Origin of the sequence: Synechocystis sp. CACIAM 05, assembly GCF_010222815.1 — a bacterium.
Taxonomy (GTDB): domain Bacteria; phylum Cyanobacteriota; class Cyanobacteriia; order Cyanobacteriales; family Microcystaceae; genus Synechocystis.
On record NZ_CP019225.1, the window covers coordinates 2,801,347 to 2,819,091 of the forward strand.

General features: G+C 47.9%; 15 protein-coding genes. 9 read left to right on the forward strand and 6 right to left on the reverse strand.

Features of this window, described 5'->3' with window-relative positions; all coding sequences use genetic code 11:
* Nucleotides 1–3: 3 nt before the first annotated feature.
* The 3 genes from BWK47_RS13290 to rpsR all read left to right on the forward strand — a co-directional run bounded on the left by BWK47_RS13290 (nucleotide 4) and on the right by rpsR (nucleotide 2,521).
* The gene (locus BWK47_RS13290) at nucleotides 4–1,917 is read left to right on the forward strand and encodes a dipeptidyl-peptidase 5 (protein WP_162329009.1); all 1,914 of its coding nucleotides are present in this window, start codon (nucleotides 4–6) and stop codon (nucleotides 1,915–1,917) included.
* A 94-nt stretch (nucleotides 1,918–2,011) separates the two neighbouring features.
* Nucleotides 2,012–2,209, forward strand: coding sequence for a 50S ribosomal protein L33 (gene rpmG, locus BWK47_RS13295; protein WP_010873736.1), 198 nt, complete (start codon nucleotides 2,012–2,014; stop codon nucleotides 2,207–2,209).
* A gap of 96 nt (nucleotides 2,210–2,305) precedes the next feature.
* Nucleotides 2,306–2,521 (forward strand): 30S ribosomal protein S18, encoded by a 216-nt coding sequence (gene rpsR, locus BWK47_RS13300; protein ID WP_010873737.1) that lies wholly within the window; start codon nucleotides 2,306–2,308, stop codon nucleotides 2,519–2,521.
* Nucleotides 2,522–2,594: 73 nt separating this feature from the next.
* On the opposite strand, the gene BWK47_RS13305 is transcribed toward rpsR, so the two are convergent.
* On the reverse strand, nucleotides 2,595–3,167 hold the full coding sequence (locus BWK47_RS13305; protein WP_237269647.1) for a hypothetical protein: 573 nt from the start codon (nucleotides 3,165–3,167) through the stop codon (nucleotides 2,595–2,597).
* 468 nt (nucleotides 3,168–3,635) lie between these two features.
* On the opposite strand from BWK47_RS13305, the gene alr reads away from it, so the two are divergent.
* Together alr and BWK47_RS13315 are read left to right on the forward strand one after the other, a co-directional pair.
* A complete protein-coding gene (alr, locus tag BWK47_RS13310; RefSeq protein ID WP_162329011.1) occupies nucleotides 3,636–4,838 on the forward strand; it encodes an alanine racemase in 1,203 nt (400 codons plus the stop codon).
* Between the two features lie 234 nt (nucleotides 4,839–5,072).
* Nucleotides 5,073–7,622 (forward strand): PAS domain S-box protein, encoded by a 2,550-nt coding sequence (locus tag BWK47_RS13315; protein WP_237269648.1) that lies wholly within the window; start codon nucleotides 5,073–5,075, stop codon nucleotides 7,620–7,622.
* Here the strand turns inward: BWK47_RS13315 and bicA are convergent.
* The 3 genes from bicA to BWK47_RS13330 form a co-directional block, all read right to left on the reverse strand.
* The gene (bicA, locus tag BWK47_RS13320) at nucleotides 7,571–9,265 is read right to left on the reverse strand and encodes a bicarbonate transporter BicA (RefSeq protein WP_162329012.1); all 1,695 of its coding nucleotides are present in this window, start codon (nucleotides 9,263–9,265) and stop codon (nucleotides 7,571–7,573) included. The two genes, BWK47_RS13315 and bicA, sit on opposite strands and share 52 nt — an antisense overlap.
* A gap of 284 nt (nucleotides 9,266–9,549) precedes the next feature.
* Entirely contained in the window at nucleotides 9,550–10,665 is a 1,116-nt protein-coding gene (locus BWK47_RS13325; RefSeq protein WP_162329013.1) for an ABC transporter permease, read from the reverse strand.
* Between the two features lie 13 nt (nucleotides 10,666–10,678).
* Entirely contained in the window at nucleotides 10,679–11,134 is a 456-nt protein-coding gene (locus BWK47_RS13330) for a pre-16S rRNA-processing nuclease YqgF (protein ID WP_162329703.1), read from the reverse strand.
* A gap of 243 nt (nucleotides 11,135–11,377) precedes the next feature.
* On the opposite strand from BWK47_RS13330, the gene BWK47_RS13335 reads away from it, so the two are divergent.
* From BWK47_RS13335 to rfbB, 4 genes are all read left to right on the forward strand, one after another.
* On the forward strand, nucleotides 11,378–11,659 hold the full coding sequence (locus BWK47_RS13335; protein ID WP_237269649.1) for a hypothetical protein: 282 nt from the start codon (nucleotides 11,378–11,380) through the stop codon (nucleotides 11,657–11,659).
* Nucleotides 11,660–11,711: 52 nt separating this feature from the next.
* The gene (dnaB, locus tag BWK47_RS13340) at nucleotides 11,712–13,043 is read left to right on the forward strand and encodes a replicative DNA helicase (RefSeq protein WP_162329014.1); all 1,332 of its coding nucleotides are present in this window, start codon (nucleotides 11,712–11,714) and stop codon (nucleotides 13,041–13,043) included.
* 193 nt (nucleotides 13,044–13,236) lie between these two features.
* The gene (locus BWK47_RS13345; RefSeq protein ID WP_010873745.1) at nucleotides 13,237–14,148 is read left to right on the forward strand and encodes an AAA family ATPase; all 912 of its coding nucleotides are present in this window, start codon (nucleotides 13,237–13,239) and stop codon (nucleotides 14,146–14,148) included.
* Nucleotides 14,149–14,178: 30 nt separating this feature from the next.
* The gene (rfbB, locus tag BWK47_RS13350) at nucleotides 14,179–15,207 is read left to right on the forward strand and encodes a dTDP-glucose 4,6-dehydratase (RefSeq protein ID WP_162329015.1); all 1,029 of its coding nucleotides are present in this window, start codon (nucleotides 14,179–14,181) and stop codon (nucleotides 15,205–15,207) included.
* Nucleotides 15,208–15,273: 66 nt separating this feature from the next.
* Here rfbB and BWK47_RS13355 read toward each other — a convergent pair whose 3' ends face one another.
* Both BWK47_RS13355 and BWK47_RS13360 read right to left on the reverse strand, forming a co-directional pair.
* Complete coding sequence (locus BWK47_RS13355; protein WP_162329016.1) at nucleotides 15,274–15,537, reverse strand: hypothetical protein; 264 nt, start codon at nucleotides 15,535–15,537, stop codon at nucleotides 15,274–15,276.
* A gap of 108 nt (nucleotides 15,538–15,645) precedes the next feature.
* Nucleotides 15,646–17,655 carry an elongation factor G gene (locus BWK47_RS13360; RefSeq protein WP_162329017.1) on the reverse strand — a complete coding sequence of 670 codons (2,010 nt, stop codon included), beginning with the start codon at nucleotides 17,653–17,655 and terminating at the stop codon, nucleotides 15,646–15,648.
* Between the last annotated feature and the right edge of the window lie 90 nt (nucleotides 17,656–17,745).

A 17,745-nucleotide genomic window follows, 5' to 3' on the forward strand; every position in this document is an offset into this window, starting at 1 on the left:
CCTGTGATTTCCATGACCACTAAACAGATTGCCCCCTATGGTTCCTGGCGATCGCCAATTACGGCTGATGCGTTGTTGGCGGAGAGTATTGGTTTGGGGGCAGTGCAAAACAGCGGTGAAGATGTCTTTTGGCTAGAAGCGAGGCCGGCAGAAAAAGGGCGTAATGTTCTAGTTCACCGGCAACCCAATGGCACTGTGCGGGATGTCACTCCGGCCCCTTTCAATGTCCGCACCAAAGTTCATGAATATGGTGGTGGCGCCTTTTTGGTCACGGCGGATGGGGTTTATTTCAGTAATTTCAGCGATCAACAGGTTTACGTCCAAGGCGTTGGGCAAGAACCGCAACGATTGACCAACAGACCAGACTGTCGTTTTGCTGATTTTGTTTTGGATCAACCTAGACAAAGGTTAATTGCCGTTTGTGAACGTCACAATGGGGAGGAAAAAGAACCGGAAAATTTTCTTGCTGCCATTAGTTTAGAAAGCGGAGAAGTCACGGCGATCGCCACGGGCCATGATTTTTATTCTTCCCCCCGCCTTAGTCCTGATGGGCAAAAATTAGCTTGGATTACCTGGGACCATCCCCATATGCCCTGGGACGTGACCCAACTATGGTTGGCCAACATTGACCAAACAGGGAGCCTAAGTAGTCTTAAAGTCATTGCAGGCCAGGCAGGCAACGAATCCATCCACGAACCCCAATGGTCCCCCGACGGCAGTTTATATTTTGTCGGCGATCGGACTGATTGGTGGAACCTATACCGCTATCACAAAGGGGAAGTGGATAACGTTTTTCCCCTCGACGCAGAATTTGCCTATCCCCATTGGGTATTTGGTTTACGGAGCTATACCTTTGTCGATACCGACACGATTCTTTGTACTTTCACCCAGGATGGCGCTTGGCAGTTGGGCAAACTGAAACCCTCCCGTAAACAGTTAAGCATTTTGGGACTGCCCTACAGCAATTACTCTTCTTTATGTAGTGACGGCAAAACTCTCTGGTTCATTGGCAGTGGTCCCACCACATCATCCGCCGTGGTTGCCCTAGCAGTGGAGGCCCAAGAAACAGAAATTCTCAAAGTGGCTAGTGATTTTACCCTTGACCCAGCCTACCTTGCCCAGCCCCAAGCCATCAGTTTTTCCGGTGATGATGGTCAAACCGCCCACGCCTGGTACTATCCCCCCACCAACGGTGATTTCCAAGGCCCCTCCGATGCCCTGCCTCCCTTGTTGGTCAAAAGCCATGGTGGTCCTACGGCGGCGGCCGGTAATTCTCTGAGTTTAAAAATTCAGTATTGGACTAGTCGAGGCTTTGCCTATGTGGATGTCAATTACGGTGGCAGTACGGGTTATGGCCGGGATTATCGTCAACGGCTAAATGGTCAGTGGGGCATTGTTGATGTGGCGGATTGCGTCAATGCGGCCCGTTACCTGGCAGACCAAGGTTTGGTAGATGGGGAGCAACTGGCCATTTCCGGTGGTAGTGCGGGGGGCTACACTACCCTGGCAGCCCTGACTTTCCACAACGTTTTTAAAGCCGGGGCTAGTTATTACGGTGTGAGCGATTTGACTGCCCTGGCTACCGATACCCACAAATTTGAGGCCCGTTACCTCGACGGCCTAATTGGCCCCTATCCAGAAAGAAAGGATTTATACGAACGGCGATCGCCAGTGAACCATGCAGACCAGCTTACTTGCCCGGTGATTTTCTTCCAGGGCTTGGAGGACAAAGTTGTGCCCCCTAACCAAACGGAAATGATGGTGCAAGCCCTCAAAGCCAAAGGCATTAAGGTGGAATATGTGGCCTTTCCCGAAGAACAACATGGCTTCCGCATGGCCGCCAACATTAAAAAAGCCCTGGAGTCAGAACTTGCTTTCTACGGCGAAGTGTTCGGCTTTACCCCTGCCAAAAATTGACGGCCAATGACCAGGGGCAGATTTTGTCCCAAGACTAATTTGTGCAATAATCAGAGTTTGCGTATAAATTACCGTATTCCTTCCCGCAACAGTTATGGCTAAAAAAGGTAAGGGGGCACGCCTCGTCATCACCCTAGAATGCACCGAGTGCCGCAGTAACCCCGACAAGCGTTCCAATGGCGTTAATCGTTACACCACGATGAAAAATCGTCGTAACACCACCGCCCGGTTGGAACTGAAAAAATTCTGCACCCACTGCAACAAACACACTATCCACAAGGAAACCAAATAAATTCCCTGGTCTGTGAACATTTTCCTTAGTTCGGTATCCGCTTTGTAACCGAGATGCCCAAACTAGCACCCTATCAAGTCATCTTCGCTAATCTCCATGAACTACTACCGTAAACGCCTTTCTCCCCTGCCCCCCAATCAGCCGATTGACTATAAAGACACGGAATTATTGCGTAAATTCATCACTGAACGGGGCAAAATTCTCCCCCGACGCATCACTGGTTTGACTGCTAAACAACAACGGGATTTGACCACTGCGGTGAAGCGCTCCCGCTTGGTGGCTCTGTTACCTTTCGTCAACAAAGAAATTTAGTTTTTTCTGTAGAAAATTAAATACACTCCAATGTCTGTGAATTAGGGTCGAGAAAATCTTTTCTTTTTAGGCCCTAATTTTCTTCTTTTAGTAGCTCTCTAGCCATTTGCAGGTATTCATCTCTACTTTTTTGAACTTCATCAAACCGAGATAGGTTTCCTGTAATTTCTGCTATTGTTGGACTCATCCAACCGATTACTTGAAGAATTTTGTCGTGTTGCTGCTTGATTTTAGAGTTATTACAGATGGGTTCATGGTGGAATATTTTGTTCCTAAATTTATTGATATCTCCTAGTGTATTGGATAATATTGCTCTAGTTCTCAAAGATCTGGGTAATTGGGGCATAAAGTCCTTATTTTTAAACAGGACAGGATAAAGTTTTTGCTTATGTTCATATTCTCTGTAAGACAACGCTGTCCAAAACCCTAGAGTCAAAGAACTAAGAATTTGATTATGCCTCAGGTCTCTACCTTGGCTTTGAATGATTTTTTGAATTTTTTCTCTATCTTTATCACAAAGAAATAAATGAGCTTTTGTGGTTGGAACAAGCCAATCTTCCCCATAGACACAATAAATTGCATGGTCAAAGTGGTTTCTTAAGGTTATTTCATAGCTTTGCAGTAATGGATAAAAGCATTCACTCAACGCAATATTCCAGAGATAGTTTCCAAATATATCAGCGTGACTATCTCCGTTGGAAATACGGTAGGAAACCAGCCTTCTATATGACAGAGCTTTCCTGAGTTCCTGTTGTTGAATTTGCCGAAAATCCACCGTTTCGTTAAAATAGACTTGAGTCCCATGGTTAATCCTCTGTCAGTATAACTGTTATCGATCCAAGGGTAAGAAATATATGCGCTTAAAGGTGCATAACGTCCAGATTTATAAACGGCGATTGTTCGTCGTTCTGCCTCTGGGTAGAAAATACAGGGAAATGCAGTGGCTTTTGTGGTTGCTGCATTTTTCTTTGTCCGTGACCCGTGAAATTTACTGGCTATAAAAATTGTGGTTGAGTTAAGCCAATTTCTATCCTAGGGAACTGGAACTTTTCCAACTTTGCCCTTATCTTAGGCGTATCCCCTTGGGGAATTTGGGTGCAGAGGAGTAAACTTTATGGTCTTGAGTCGAGACGTTAAATCTTCCCCGGAGCAAGGCTCTAGGGTTTCGTCAACGTTATCCGGCTACCGTTTAGCGGAATTGATTCGTCAGCGGGCTTGGGTGGAAATTGACCAAGCGGCGTTGGTGCATAACGTCCGGCAGTTCCGCCAGTATGTGGGGCCAAAAACTAATTTGATGGCGGTGGTCAAAGCCGATGCCTATGGCCATGGAGCAATCCGGGTAGCCCAAACTGCGTTACAAGCCGGGGCTGATTGGTTGGCGATCGCCACTTTGGGGGAGGGCATCGAACTGAGGGAAGCGGGCATCACCGCCCCGATTTTGCTTTTGGGAGGTATTAATAGCCCAGAGGAAATTGAAGCCATTGCCCATTGGCGACTACAGCCCACCCTCTGCTCCCCGGAACAGGCCCAATTGTTTAACGATATTTTGCTTAAGTTGGGTAAGGTTTTACCCGTACATCTCAAGCTGGATACGGGCATGACTAGGCTGGGGACTCCCTGGATCCAGGCGGCGAACTTTGTTGGTTTGGTGCAATCTTTGCCCCAGCTACGGCTAGCCAGTTTATATTCCCATCTGGCCACAGCGGACGACCCCAACACCGCCACCATGCTCCAGCAACAGGAAAGATTTGCCAAGGCGATCGCCAGTTTGCGTCAAGCCCGATTACCCATACCCAAATTACATTTAGCTAATTCTGCAGCCACCCTCCACGGCCAGGCTTGGCACTACGACATGGTCCGGGTAGGTTTAGGTTTGTATGGCCTTTATCCTGCTCCCCACCTAGGCGATCGCCTGGACCTAAAACCCGTATTAACAGTGCGGGCCAAAATCACCCAGATCAGAACCATTCCCCCCGGCACCGGCGTTAGTTACGGTCACCAATTCGTTAGTGAAGAAACCATGCCCATGGGGGTGGTGGGCATTGGCTATGCGGACGGTGTCCCCCGTAATCTTTCCAATCAATTGGAAGTGCTTTTGCGGGGCCAACCAGTGCGACAAATCGGGGCCATCACCATGGATCAAATGATAGTGGATTTACGGGGCATTGATAATCCCCAAGTGGGGGAAGTGGTTACCCTGATTGGCCAAGACGGCGATCGCCAAATCACCGCAGATCATTGGGCTTCTACTTTGGGCACCATATCCTGGGAAATTCTCTGTGGCTTCAAACACCGTCTACCCCGTATTCTTATCTAATCAGCCATGGTGAATCCCTTGCAACCATAATTGCTGACCGGAAAAACTGCCCAGTTGCCAAGCCCCCAGAATTTCGCTCGAAGGTCAACTAAATGGGGCCGATTCGCTCTGTAAATTAATTCTTTACCCACAGGCGATCGCCCGAAAAACAAATTACCATAGTGGTGGATGACTGCCATTAACTTTTCAGTCGTTTCGTTTTGTTTATTGACATACAAATTTTCTTAACCGGCATTGGCTGATTTTTTGCCCAAAAAACATATTCCTTTGTATTGGGTACTAATTCTCCCCTTAGTGCTGCAAGTTTTGCTGGTTATGGCAGTTTTGGTCTTTTCCGCGCTATCGTTAGATCTTTTCGGCCAACCTAATAATAATGTCTATCTTTTTCTAGTTCTGGGCATTATCATTTTTTTAATTCCCGCCCTGACTAGTCTCTACATTGCTCGTTTAGTCATTGAACCCCTACGAAAACTAGTTACTACCAGTCAAAATTTGGCCCAAGGCACTTCCCACGACACCATATCGAAACCAGTGGCCATTGCAGAAATTCAGCAGCTTGCCAACGCCATTAATGGTATGGCCCTGCGGTTGCAACAATCCCTGGCACAAACCAAGGCAGAACTCCAAGGCTCCAAAGAACTATATCGGCAAGTAGTACAAAGTCAGACAGATTTTATTTTACGCTCCCAACCAGATACCACCATCACCTTTGCCAACGATGCCCTTTGTCAAGCCCTAGGGCTTGCTTTACCCGAGGTAATCGGCTTGCAATGGCTGGATTTCATTAGCGAAGAAGACTTGAAAATAGTGCTGGACAAAATAGCCTGCTTAACCCCAGAACAGCCACAATTTATCAATGAAAATCAGGATAAAAGGGCAGGAGGAGTATTAGGTTACACCCAATGGGTTAGTCGGGGAATTTTCAATGACAAGGGTCAATTAATTGAAATTCAGTCCGTTGGTCGGGATATTTCAGCCCTGAAAGAAACCCAACTAGAATTAAGACAAAGTCAAAAATTTATTGAAAGTATTGCCGAAGCAACCCCCAGCCTTCTATACATATATGACCATATTAAACAAGCCAATATCTATAGTAATCGTTCTGTTGCTGAATTTTTAGGTTATTCTCCAGAAGAAATTAAAACAATGGGGGCCAGCTTGTTTACAAATATTTGCCACCCAGAAGACTTGCCACGAATTTTAGCCGCCATTGAAAATTGTCAAAAATTAAGGGACGGTGAAATACTTGAAATTGAGTATCGTGTCCGAGATGCTAGACAACAATGGCGCTGGCTCCTAAGCCGAGACTTAGTTTTTACCCGAACAGAAACAGGACAACTTTGGCAAACCTTAGGCACAGCTCAGGATATTACCCAACGGAAAGAAGCGGAAATAGAGTTGGAAAAAATTAAAACTTTTCTTGCTTCCATTGTGGAAAATATTCCTGACATGATCTTTGTTAAAGATGCAAAAACTCTGAGATTTTTAGAATTAAATAAAGCTGGTGAAAGTTTAATCGGTTATACGAAAGAAGAAGTGTTAGGAAAAAATGATTATGAGCTATTTCCTCAGGAGCAGGCTGAATGGTTTATCCAAGAGGATAGGCAAGTTTTACTATCTGGGGAAGTTCAAGATATCCCCATGGAAGTTATCCAAACCTGCCACGAAGGGATACGTATTTTACACACTAAAAAAATCCCTATTTGTGACGCATCCGGTCAAGCGCAATATTTATTGGGTATTTCCGCTGATATTACTGATCTGTTGGAATCCCAACAACGTTTGCAGGAATTAGCTCGCCATATTCCGGGGGTAATCTATCAGTTTCGCATGCGTCCCGATGGTACTTTTCACTTTCCCTATGCCAGTGAGGGGATTCGGAAAATTTATGGAGTTAGCCCTGAGGAGGTAAAAGAAGATGCCACCCCAGTTTTTAACGTGTTGCACCCTGATGAATTGCCAGGAGTTTCCCGATCCATTTATGAGTCTGCAGAAAACCTAACTCCCTGGTATTACGAGTATCGAGTTTGTTTTGCTGATGGACGAGTGATCTGGGTATTAGGCTACGCCACGCCCCGGAGGGAAAGCGATGGAGGCACCATTTGGCATGGCTATATTAAAGACATTACTGATCGCAAAGAAGAAGAATATTTATTAATTAAAGCCAAAGAAAGGGCAGAAACAGCGGAGCAAACCTTACAAAAAGCTCAAATTCGGCTAAAAAGGTTTAATAAAAAACTAAGTCAATTAATAGATATTGATGGGTTGACGAAGATTGCTAACCGTCGTTGCTTTAATGTCCGCATTAAACAAGAGTGGCGGAGATTATCTAGGGCTCAAGTGCCCATATCCTTAATCATGTTTGATATAGATTGCTTCAAAAATTACAATGACCGCTATGGCCATCCGGAGGGGGATCTGTGCTTAATTAGGGTGGCCCAAGCAGCTAGAAAAGCTGCCAGTCGGCCAGCGGACTTAGTGGCCCGTTTTGGGGGGGAAGAATTTGCGGTGCTTTTGCCCGAAACCGATACCAAGGGGGCAATTATGGTTGCTGAGAAAATCATTCAAGCCATTAGCCAATTGGCGATCGCCCATGAAGCTTCCCCCATTAGTGGGCAAATCACAATCAGTTTGGGCATCGGCACCCAGTTTCCCTCCAAGGAACTCATCTCCAGGACCCTTATCAAACAAGCGGATCGGGCCCTGTATGAGGCAAAACGCCGGGGCAGAAATCAGTATGTGGTCTGGACGGAAGAACTGGAAGGGGAGTCCTCACTTTCATGAGGTCCCAAGGCTAGGACAGCGTCCTTGAGAGCTTCAGAACGGTCGTCATAGCAATTACTTTCAGGAACAAAGCGGAACACTTGCAATTTTTCCAAGCGTCGCTTGGTTTGCCCTGTTGCCCCCACAATGTAAACGGCCCGACCTTTTTCCGCCGCCTCTTCGATGGCATTTTCCAGGGCCAGGGAAGCGGTTACTCCCAAATGGGGCACATCACTGACATCGAAAACAATGGCGGCGCATTCTTGAATAGCATTATGTTCCCTGGCGATCGCCTTGGCCACCCCAAAAATCATTGGGCCACTGAGTTGGAAAAGCAAGACCCGGCCATTGCCCTCATCTAGCCAACGTTTCTCATTGGCGGAAAGGAGAATTTCGTCGTCGGCATCGCTAATACTTTTCACAGCTTTGGACTGCAACGCACTCATACGGTCAATGGTGAGAATATTGGCAATAAATACACCAATACCGACCGCTGCAATTAGATCCACCAATACCGTCAGGGCAATGACGGCATACATAATCAATGCCCCTTTGATAGAGACGTGGTGGGCCCGCTTGAGGAAACCCCAATCAATGATGTCCACCCCAACTTTGAACGCAATACCAGCCAATACGGCCAGGGGAATGGTAGCCGCCAATTTAGCTGCGCCTAAAATTACCACCAGTAACACCATCGCCCGGATCAAGCCAGACAGGGCTGTGCGTCCCCCGGACTGGATATTTACCACCGTCCCCATGGTGGCCCCAGCTCCCCCCAAGCCACCAAATAAACCGGACATTACATTGCCGATGCCCTGGCCGACTAATTCCTTGTTGGAGTTATGTTCTGTGCGGGTCAAGCTATCAGCCACCACCGAAGTCAGGAGGGCATCAATACAGCCCAGCATTCCCAGAACAGCCGCATCAATCAGCATTCTCTGTAATTGATCAGCCTGAAACACTGGTAGCTGTAGAGCGGGCAAACCGGCCTGAATTTCCCCAATGCGACGGATATCCAGATCGCCAAATAGGGTGATGGAAATAATTGTCCCCAACACTAAAGCCACCAATTGGGGCGGAGCAAACTTTTTCCAACGGGAAGGCATAAACCAAATAATGCCCACCGTCATGAGCGCCAATAGGGTTTCCACCGGCCTGACATTGCTTACTAGGTTAGGGAGGGCCTGGAGGGTGCCGATTACCCCTCCCTTGGGACTAGCTTGGCCAAGAAAGGGAGCCAGTTGCAAAATCACCAAAATAATCCCAATGCCGGACATAAAGCCGGAAATGACTGTGTAGGGCATCATGGTGACGTATTTGCCCAATTTGAGCAGACCAAAGGCAATCTGGAACAACCCCGCCATCATTACCACAGTGAAGGCCATGGCCAAGCCATTGTCGGGATCTGCCGCCACTAAACTAGCAATAACCGCCGTTTGCACCACCGTCATGGGCCCAGTTGGTTCGGAAATTAAGGTGGGGGTGCCGCCAAATAAGGCCGCGAAAAACCCTACGATCACCGCCCCCCAGAGTCCTGCCGTAGCCCCTGCTCCGGAAGCAATCCCGAAGGCTAAGGCCATGGGCAGGGCAATAACCGCCGCTGTAACCCCGCCAAAAAGGTCCCCCTGCAGGTTCCTAAAATGAATTTTGTTAGTTATTTGCATTATTCAATATCCCCAAAAATGGGTTAGTCATAGTCTTTAGTCTATTTAAAATAGATTTCCATAGAGAATATTCTAGGGCTGGTTTTTACTTCAGGCAATGATGCAGATAGATAAAATCTATACCAAATGTCAAAAGAGGACTCCCGTTAGAGCCTGAGCGGTGAGATCAATTTTGGCCAATGATTAAACTAAATCTTTTTAGGGATAGGGATTGATTGGTGCTCTGCTGTCGAGCTTGACAACCATAAATCTTCCCCAGCCCCCATTGAGCAAATTTTTCTCTATTATTCTCCTAAACTGCGGGGATCTAGGGCATCTCGCAGGCCGTCTCCCAATAGATTAAAAGCCAGGACAGTCAAAATAATTAGTACTGCGGGGGGCCAGACCAACCAAGGTTGCAACACCAAGATAGAAGCATTGGTGGCAATGGAAAGTAAATTTCCCCAACTAGGATCCGGTTGTTGAATGCCCAGGCCGATCAAGCTCAACACTGATTCGGCCACAATAAATCCGGGCACTGCCAACGTGGCGGAAATAATAATGTAACTGGCGGTTTGGGGCAAAATGTGGCGCACAATAATCCTTGGTGCCCCGGCCCCCATGGCTTTGGCGGCTTGGACGTATTCCTGTTGTTTGAGGGAAAGCACTTGACCTCGAATTACCCTAGCTAACCCAGACCAACTAATGAAAGAAGTAATTACCACAATGAGCAAAAACCTTTGGGCACTGCTCAGACCGGGAGGTAACACCGCCGCTAGGGCCACCAACAGGTAAATGCCAGGGATGGTCATCAGCACTTCTACTAGACGCATTAAAACCACGTCTAACCAACCACCGAAGTATCCAGCAACGCCTCCCACCACCATGCCTAAGGGAAAGGAAATGGTAATGCCAATGAGGCCAATGAATAGGCTAATGCGGCCACCAAATAATAAACGGCTAAATTGATCCCGTCCCTGTTCGTCTGTCCCCAATAAGTTGATCTTACCCGGCCCTAAGGTACCAATTAAATGGCGATCGCCTGGGATACCCGGAAAAATTTCCACCGGGGCAAAACTGGGGGGTAAGGGTAATTTAATTTGTCCCCAGACGTAACTATCCCCTTGGACCCAAAAGCGCACCGGGGAAGGTTGCCTGAAATCTATCTCTAAAGGTCTTAATCCCGTTTCTAAATCGGTGGGTAACTGGCTGGTGGGGTAAACGGTGGGCCCGATCCATTTCCCCTCCGGCGATCGCCAATGGATTTGAGTGGGAGGCAGTAGGGAACCATCCACTTGGGCGTTGTAGGGATTGTAGGGAGCAAAAATATCCGCTCCAATGACAGCGACGTAAAACAACAATAGTAGGATGGCACCCCAACGAGCCAGGCTATTGCGCCGCAGTTTTTTCCACCAATCCATAAAAATTTGTCCCCTAGCAACGGCCGCTATCCAAATCCAGATAACGCTCAATCAACAAAATAGCAACAATATCATCCACCGGGCGGGGGGGAGTCCTTAAACCCAAGGGCACCAAACGCCCTAATCCCTGAGGAGGATACATTTGCCAATATCTTTGCCTGGCTTCCACAGTACTGTTTTTTTCGTTCACCAATGCCAGGGCCATGGCTGGGGGTAAGTAACTTTGCAATTGCTTTTGCCATTGTTTAGCGGTGGTTTGATTCCCCATTACCACTTGCTCCACTTGATATTGATCACACAGGGCCGGCAGTCGCTGGGGCACTTCCTGGGCCGCAATGGTTTCGTGGTACAAAATTTGGCGATCGCCAGTCATCACCGCCACCCCACATTTATCCCGACCAGGATCAAATCCTAAATAATTCATACAACTTGGTAATTTACTTAATTTTCCAGTGGGCCAACGTCCCATGGTAATGGTTAGGCTGTCATCCAAAAACTTGGTCTTTAACCTAGTCCGAGAAAATCTTTGGAAAAGCGTCATACCATTGAAAAATCTATCGGAATTCCTTTGCAAAGGAGAATTTTTACAAAACTTCTTGACCGGGGTTGAAAGTGAATTTTTCCCTGGGCAGTCAGTCTAGGGTGTGATAGAGAGAAAAGGCGGTTGAGTATATCATGGGCATATAAGACGTTTTTGTTGGTTGCCACTGCCTTGCATAGCGAAGTTATTTGTTTTCCTCAACTACCCCTCGCTGTTTACCGGGAAATCGCGGCCCATGTGCAACAGCTTGCCGGTGTGACCGCGACCCTTCTGACTCCCACTTTTACCCAGTTTGACTATTTCAACAGTCAGGTGGGGGGCCTGGAGCTGACCCTACAGGATGATTTTTCCCCCGGCGATCGCCAAATTATTGAGGAAATTCTCACCTTCTATGCCAAACAATACGGCACTCCGGAGCGACGGCCCGCCATGGTTTCTTCCTACACCCCTTAGAATATCTGCTCCACTGGTCGAGAACTAGACTGTCCCCAATCATTCCAACTTGATGGCTGCTAACCCTGCCCTGCCCCCCCAAAACATTGAAGCTGAAGAGTGCATCCTGGGGGGGATTCTCCTCGATCCAGAGGCCATGGGGCGCATCATTGACCTCCTCGTGGTGGACGCTTTCTATGTTAAAGCCCACCGTTTGATCTACGAGGCCATGCTTAGTCTCCATGGCCAAAGTCAGCCCACGGATTTGATGTCCGTCAGCAGTTGGCTCCAAGATCACCATCATTTCGAGGCGATCGGGGGCATGGTGAAATTAACTCAATTATTAGATCGCACCATTTCAGCGGTGAACATTGACCGTTTTGCCGCCCTAATCATGGATAAATATTTGCGTCGCCAATTAATTGCAGCGGGGCATGACATCGTTGATTTGGGTTACGAAACTAGCAAAGAATTAGAAATAATTTTCGATGAATCGGAACAAAAAATATTTCGCCTCACCCAATCTCGTCCCCAAGCAGGGCTAGTACCGCTATCGGAAACCTTAGTTAATACTTTCATTGAATTAGATAAATTACACGAAAAACTTTCCAGTCCAGGGGTAGAAACCCAATTCTATGATCTTGATGCAATGACAGGGGGACTACAGCGGGCAGATTTAATTATTTTGGCCGGCAGGCCGTCGATGGGAAAAACGGCATTCGGTTTAGGAATTGCCGCTAACATTGCTAAAAACCAGAATTTGCCTGTGGCTATTTTTAGCTTAGAAATGTCCAAGGAACAGTTGGCATTAAGACTAGTGGCTAGTGAATCCTTAATTGATAGTAACCGTTTACGGACAGGGCACTTTAGCCAAGCAGAATTTGAACCTTTAACGGCGGCCATGGGCACCCTTTCTAGCTTGCCCATATACATTGACGATACGGCAAGTATTTCCGTAACCCAAATGCGTTCCCAGGTGCGTCGCCTCCAAAGTGAACAAAAAGGTCCATTGGGTATGGTTCTAATTGATTATTTGCAACTGATGGAAGGAGGCAGTGATAATCGGGTACAGGAATTATCAAAAATTACCCGTTCTCTCAAAGGTTTAGCCAGGGAAATTAACGCGCCAGTAATTGCTTTATCTCAGTTAAGTCGAGCGGTGGAATCTAGAACTAACAAACGGCCAATGATGTCTGATTTGAGAGAAAGTGGATCTATTGAGCAGGACGCAGATTTAATTATGATGATTTATCGAGATGAATATTATAATCCCGACACGCCGGACCCAGGGGTAGCAGAATTGTTAATTGTTAAACATAGAAATGGACCCACTGGCGTAGTTAAATTGCTATTTAAACCGGAATTTACCCAGTTTTTAAATCTGCAACGAAGTAATGATTACTAGATTGAATAAAAAATTTACTGATAAGGTTTCTGATAAATTGGTCAATAAAAAATCTTCCCTACTTTTTATTCATCAATGGTGAACCAATGGGATTCGCAAATACACAGTCACCTTGGGCACATCGGGTGAGGTACAGTAAAAGCTGTTAATTTGTTATCCAAATCCCCCTAGCCTGCGGCGCTATGCTTCCCCTATGCGAGAACAGATTTCTGTCCTTACCCAAAATCTTAGTCAAACCATTGTGGGCAAGGATGAGGCCATTCGTTTGGTGTTGGTGGCCCTGTTGAGTGGGGGCCATGCTTTGCTGGAAGATGTGCCCGGTGTGGGCAAAACCCTCTTAGCTAAGTCCCTGGCCCGTTCCATTAACGGCAAGTTTCAGCGGGTGCAGTGTACCCCCGATTTATTACCCACCGATATTACCGGCACTAACATTTGGAACCCCAGTAGTCGTGAGTTTGAGTTTTTGCCCGGCCCGGCGTTTGCCAATATTCTCTTAGCCGATGAAATTAACCGGGCTACCCCCCGCACCCAGGCTGCTTTGTTGGAGGTGATGGAAGAAAAACAGGTCACAGTGGACGGTGAAACCCGTTTGGTGCCCCATCCGTTTTTTGTCATTGCTACCCAGAATCCCATTGAGTACCAGGGGACTTTTCCTCTACCGGAAGCCCAGTTAGATCGTTTTGCCCTTTCCCTCAGTTTGGGTTATCCGTCGGAAGCAGAAGAACTGAAAATGCTCCAGCGGCAACAAAATCCAGAGGCGATCGCCGTGGGAGATTTAGAGTCTTGTATTTCCTTGGAAGAAGTGGAGGCATTACAAAAAGCGGTGCGGCAGGTAAAACTAACGGAGGATTTGCAACAGTATCTCCTACGCTTAGTGCGGGCCTCCCGGACTGATGAGGACGTTACTTTGGGGGTTAGTCCCCGGGGCACAACAGCTCTACAACGGGCAACCCAAGCCTTTGCCTTTTTGGAAGAACGGGATTATGCCATTGACGACGATGTGAAATTTGTTGCTCCCCATGTGTTGGCCCACCGCTTAATTCCTGCGAGCGGCAAAGATCCCAAGGCAATTTTGCAAAGACTTTTGGACAGCGTACCCATTTAATTTATTTAACCAAATCGTTCTTTCTTTCCCATGGCAAAAACTCCCATTTTGGTCACCGGTGGGGCCGGTTTTATCGGTGCCAACTTTGTTTACCATTGCGTTCAAACCTGCGGCGATCGCCGTATTGTTGTCCTCGATGCCCTCACCTATGCTGGGAACCGAGCCACTTTAGCACCATTGGAAAAACTGCCCAATTTTCGCTTTGTCCAGGGAGACATTGGCGATCGCCATTTGGTGGATCAACTATTGAGGGAAGAGCAGATTGAGACCATAGCCCATTTTGCGGCGGAATCCCATGTGGACCGTTCCATCCTTGGCCCTGGAGCCTTTGTACAAACCAATGTGGTGGGTACTTTCACCCTGTTGGAAGCTTTTCGAGAACATTGGCAAAGCCAAGGAAAGCCAGCCCAATTTCGCTTTCTCCACGTTTCCACCGATGAAGTTTACGGCAGTTTAACCCCCGATGAATCGGGTTTTTCGGAAACCACTCCCTACGCCCCCAACAGTCCCTATTCCGCTTCCAAGGCCGGCAGTGATCATTTGGTGCGGGCCTATTTTCACACCTACGGCTTGCCCACTTTAATTACTAATTGTTCCAACAATTATGGCCCCTACCAATTTCCCGAAAAGTTAATTCCCCTCATGTGCCTCAACATTCTGCGTGGGGAAAAGTTGCCGGTGTATGGTGACGGTCAAAATGTGCGGGATTGGCTTTATGTCACAGACCACTGCCAAGCTCTGGACTTAGTTTTGCACCAAGCCTTGCCGGGGGCAACCTACAACATTGGCGGCAACAATGAAGTTAAAAATATTGAATTGGTAGAAATTTTATGCGACTTGATGGACGAATTAGCTCCTGATTTACCAGTTAACCCGGCACGACAACTGATTAGCTATGTGACCGATCGCCCTGGGCATGATCGCCGCTACGCCATTGATGCCAGCAAGATTAAACGGGAATTGGGCTGGGAGCCAAAAGTAACAGTGGAAGGGGGCTTAAGACAAACAGTGCAATGGTATTTAGACCATGAAGCCTGGTGGAGGCCCCTGTTGGGTTAATGAATATCAACCAAACGCGATCGCCTAGTCCATTGGGTAACAGGGATTGCAGAGATTGACAAAATCCTATTGCTGGGGTGGACTCTCGCGCTCCATCTCAATGCGGAGGGGAGCATCAGGTTTTTCCGTTAATCCCAAGCTATTGAGAACCTGCACCACGCCAAAGGCCACCACTACCCCCAGCACCAGTCCTCCCACCACCAAAATGACAAACCAGTTACGGGCTTTTTTCAGAGCTTCTTCCCGACGAGCTCCTGTGATGTCGTCGTATTCGTCAAAACTAGAGTTACCGTGGTCGGAGCCACCACCATTGGGGGAAGGGAAAACCATAAAATCTCAGGGCGATCGCCAAAATAGCCCCTTAAGGTTATCCTGATTTTCCGCCTTGGCAAAGGCCAAAATTATCTAATCCCCCCAAGCATCTCTTAAGGAAGACAATCAATCTGGACGCAAATTAGGCGCAAACTTATCCGGCACTTCCTGGAGATGGTCAGATTGCCAAGTAAAATTCCCCACCCCCAAGGTCAAAGAACGCAGTTCAATAATGAAGTTCTGCATTTCTGCTTGGGGTAAATGGGCGGCCACCTGGTCCCAACTTTTCCAGTCGGAACGGGCTTCGTAACCAAGAATTTGGCCCCGATGGCCGCTTACTAGTTGCAACACCCGAGAGGTAAATTCCGTTGGGGTGGTGACGTTAACGCTCAAAATTGGCTCCAACAACACCGGATTACATTGGGGCATTCCTTCCGTCATGGCTAGGCGGGCGGCCTGTTTAAAAGCCTGTTCAGAACTGTCAACATTATGGTAGGAACCGTCAGTTAAAGTAACGGCGATATCCACCACAGGGTAGCCAAGGGGGCCTTTAGCTAAATATTCTCGTATCCCCATTTCCACCCCAGGAATATATTGTTTGGGCACCACTCCCCCCACAATGGTTTCACTGAAGCTAAAGCCGTTACCCCGTTCCAGGGGTTTAATGGTAAGGTACACATCGCCAAATGCGCCATGGCCACCGGTTTGATGTTTGTAGCGGCCGTGAACTTCTGTGCCTTTACGAATGGTTTCTTTATAGGGAACTTGGGGTTGTTGGCTGACCATGGGCAGTTTATATTGCCTTTCCAATCTTTCCAGTGCCACTTTGAGATGAATCTCCCCTTGGCCCCAAAGGATTACTTCTTGGGTTTCGGTATTTTGCTCCCAAGTTAGGGAAGGGTCTTCCTCCACTAATTTTCCCAGGGCAGTGCTGAGTTTGACTTCATCTTTCCTCTGTTCCGGGGCGATCGCCAGACCATAGACCGGGGGCAAAGGCTCAACAAAGGGCAGGGGTTTGACATCAGCAGTAGAAAGGGTAGTCCCGGTGTTGATATTTTCTAACCGAGCTAGACCCACAATTTCCCCCACCGTGGCGGTTTGTACCGGTGTTTGCTGATTACCAAAAAGACGATAAATGCCCCCCAGCCTTTGACCATTTAGGGAGTCAGCTTCCCGTAAAGTTCCCTGCCAAATGCGAGCCAGGGATAATCGACCCTGGGGAGTGAAATAGGTTTTTAATACCTGGGCAATGACGGGACCGGAACCATCGGTGCTCAAACTCCGGCGGGCCGCCGTCACACTGGGGTCCGGTGCTTCCTTAATCAACACATCCAGCAATGGTCGGACACCGAAATCCTGCTCCGCCACCCCCAGCACCACCGGCACAATTAAATCTGCCCCCAACTCCTGTTTGAAATCCGCTTCGATTTCCGCCTGGGGTGGTTCCACTTCCTCCAACAATTCCTCCAACAGGCGATCGTCAAAGTCCGCCAACGCCTCCAACATTTCTTGGCGGGCCTGGTGTTCAGCCCCGGCTAATTCCGCTGGCAACGCAATGGGATCGGCGGCACTGCCAGTGTGGTATTGATAGGCTTGCTCCGTAATGAGGTCAATATAGCCCTGTAACTCCTCCCCTTTGTAAATGGGATACTGCTGGGGAATTAGGGGCCGGGAAGAAACACTTTTCAGGGCTTGTAAAACTTCCCCAAAGGGTTGTTTAGCCCGGTCCATTTTATTGATAAACACCAGATGGGGAATGGCCCAATCATCCAAAAATTTAAACAAAGGGGCGAGGGTCAAAACCCGACTCACATCCGCCTCACAAACGATGACCGCAGTACCGGCGCCGACCAACGCTCCATAGGTTTCCTGGGCAAACTCGATGGAACCTGGACAATCGAGGAAATTTAAGCGCAAATTTTCATAATCAATCCCTGCCACACTCACTTCCACACTCATTTGGCGGGCCTTGGCCTCAGGGCTGCTATCGCTCACTGTGTTGCCGTCTTTGATATTCCCCTTACGGCTGACACTGCCACTAACCCACAAAACACTTTCAAGCAGAGTGGTTTTACCACTGCCATAGGGGCCAACAATGGCCACGTTGCGGAGGGATTCATTGGTGGGGTTGTTCATAAAAAAATACCTGAAAGGCTCTTATTGCTGAGCCTAACCCAGAATTCCCGGCCTCAAACCTCTCCGCAATCTCTTGTAAAATTCGGGCAG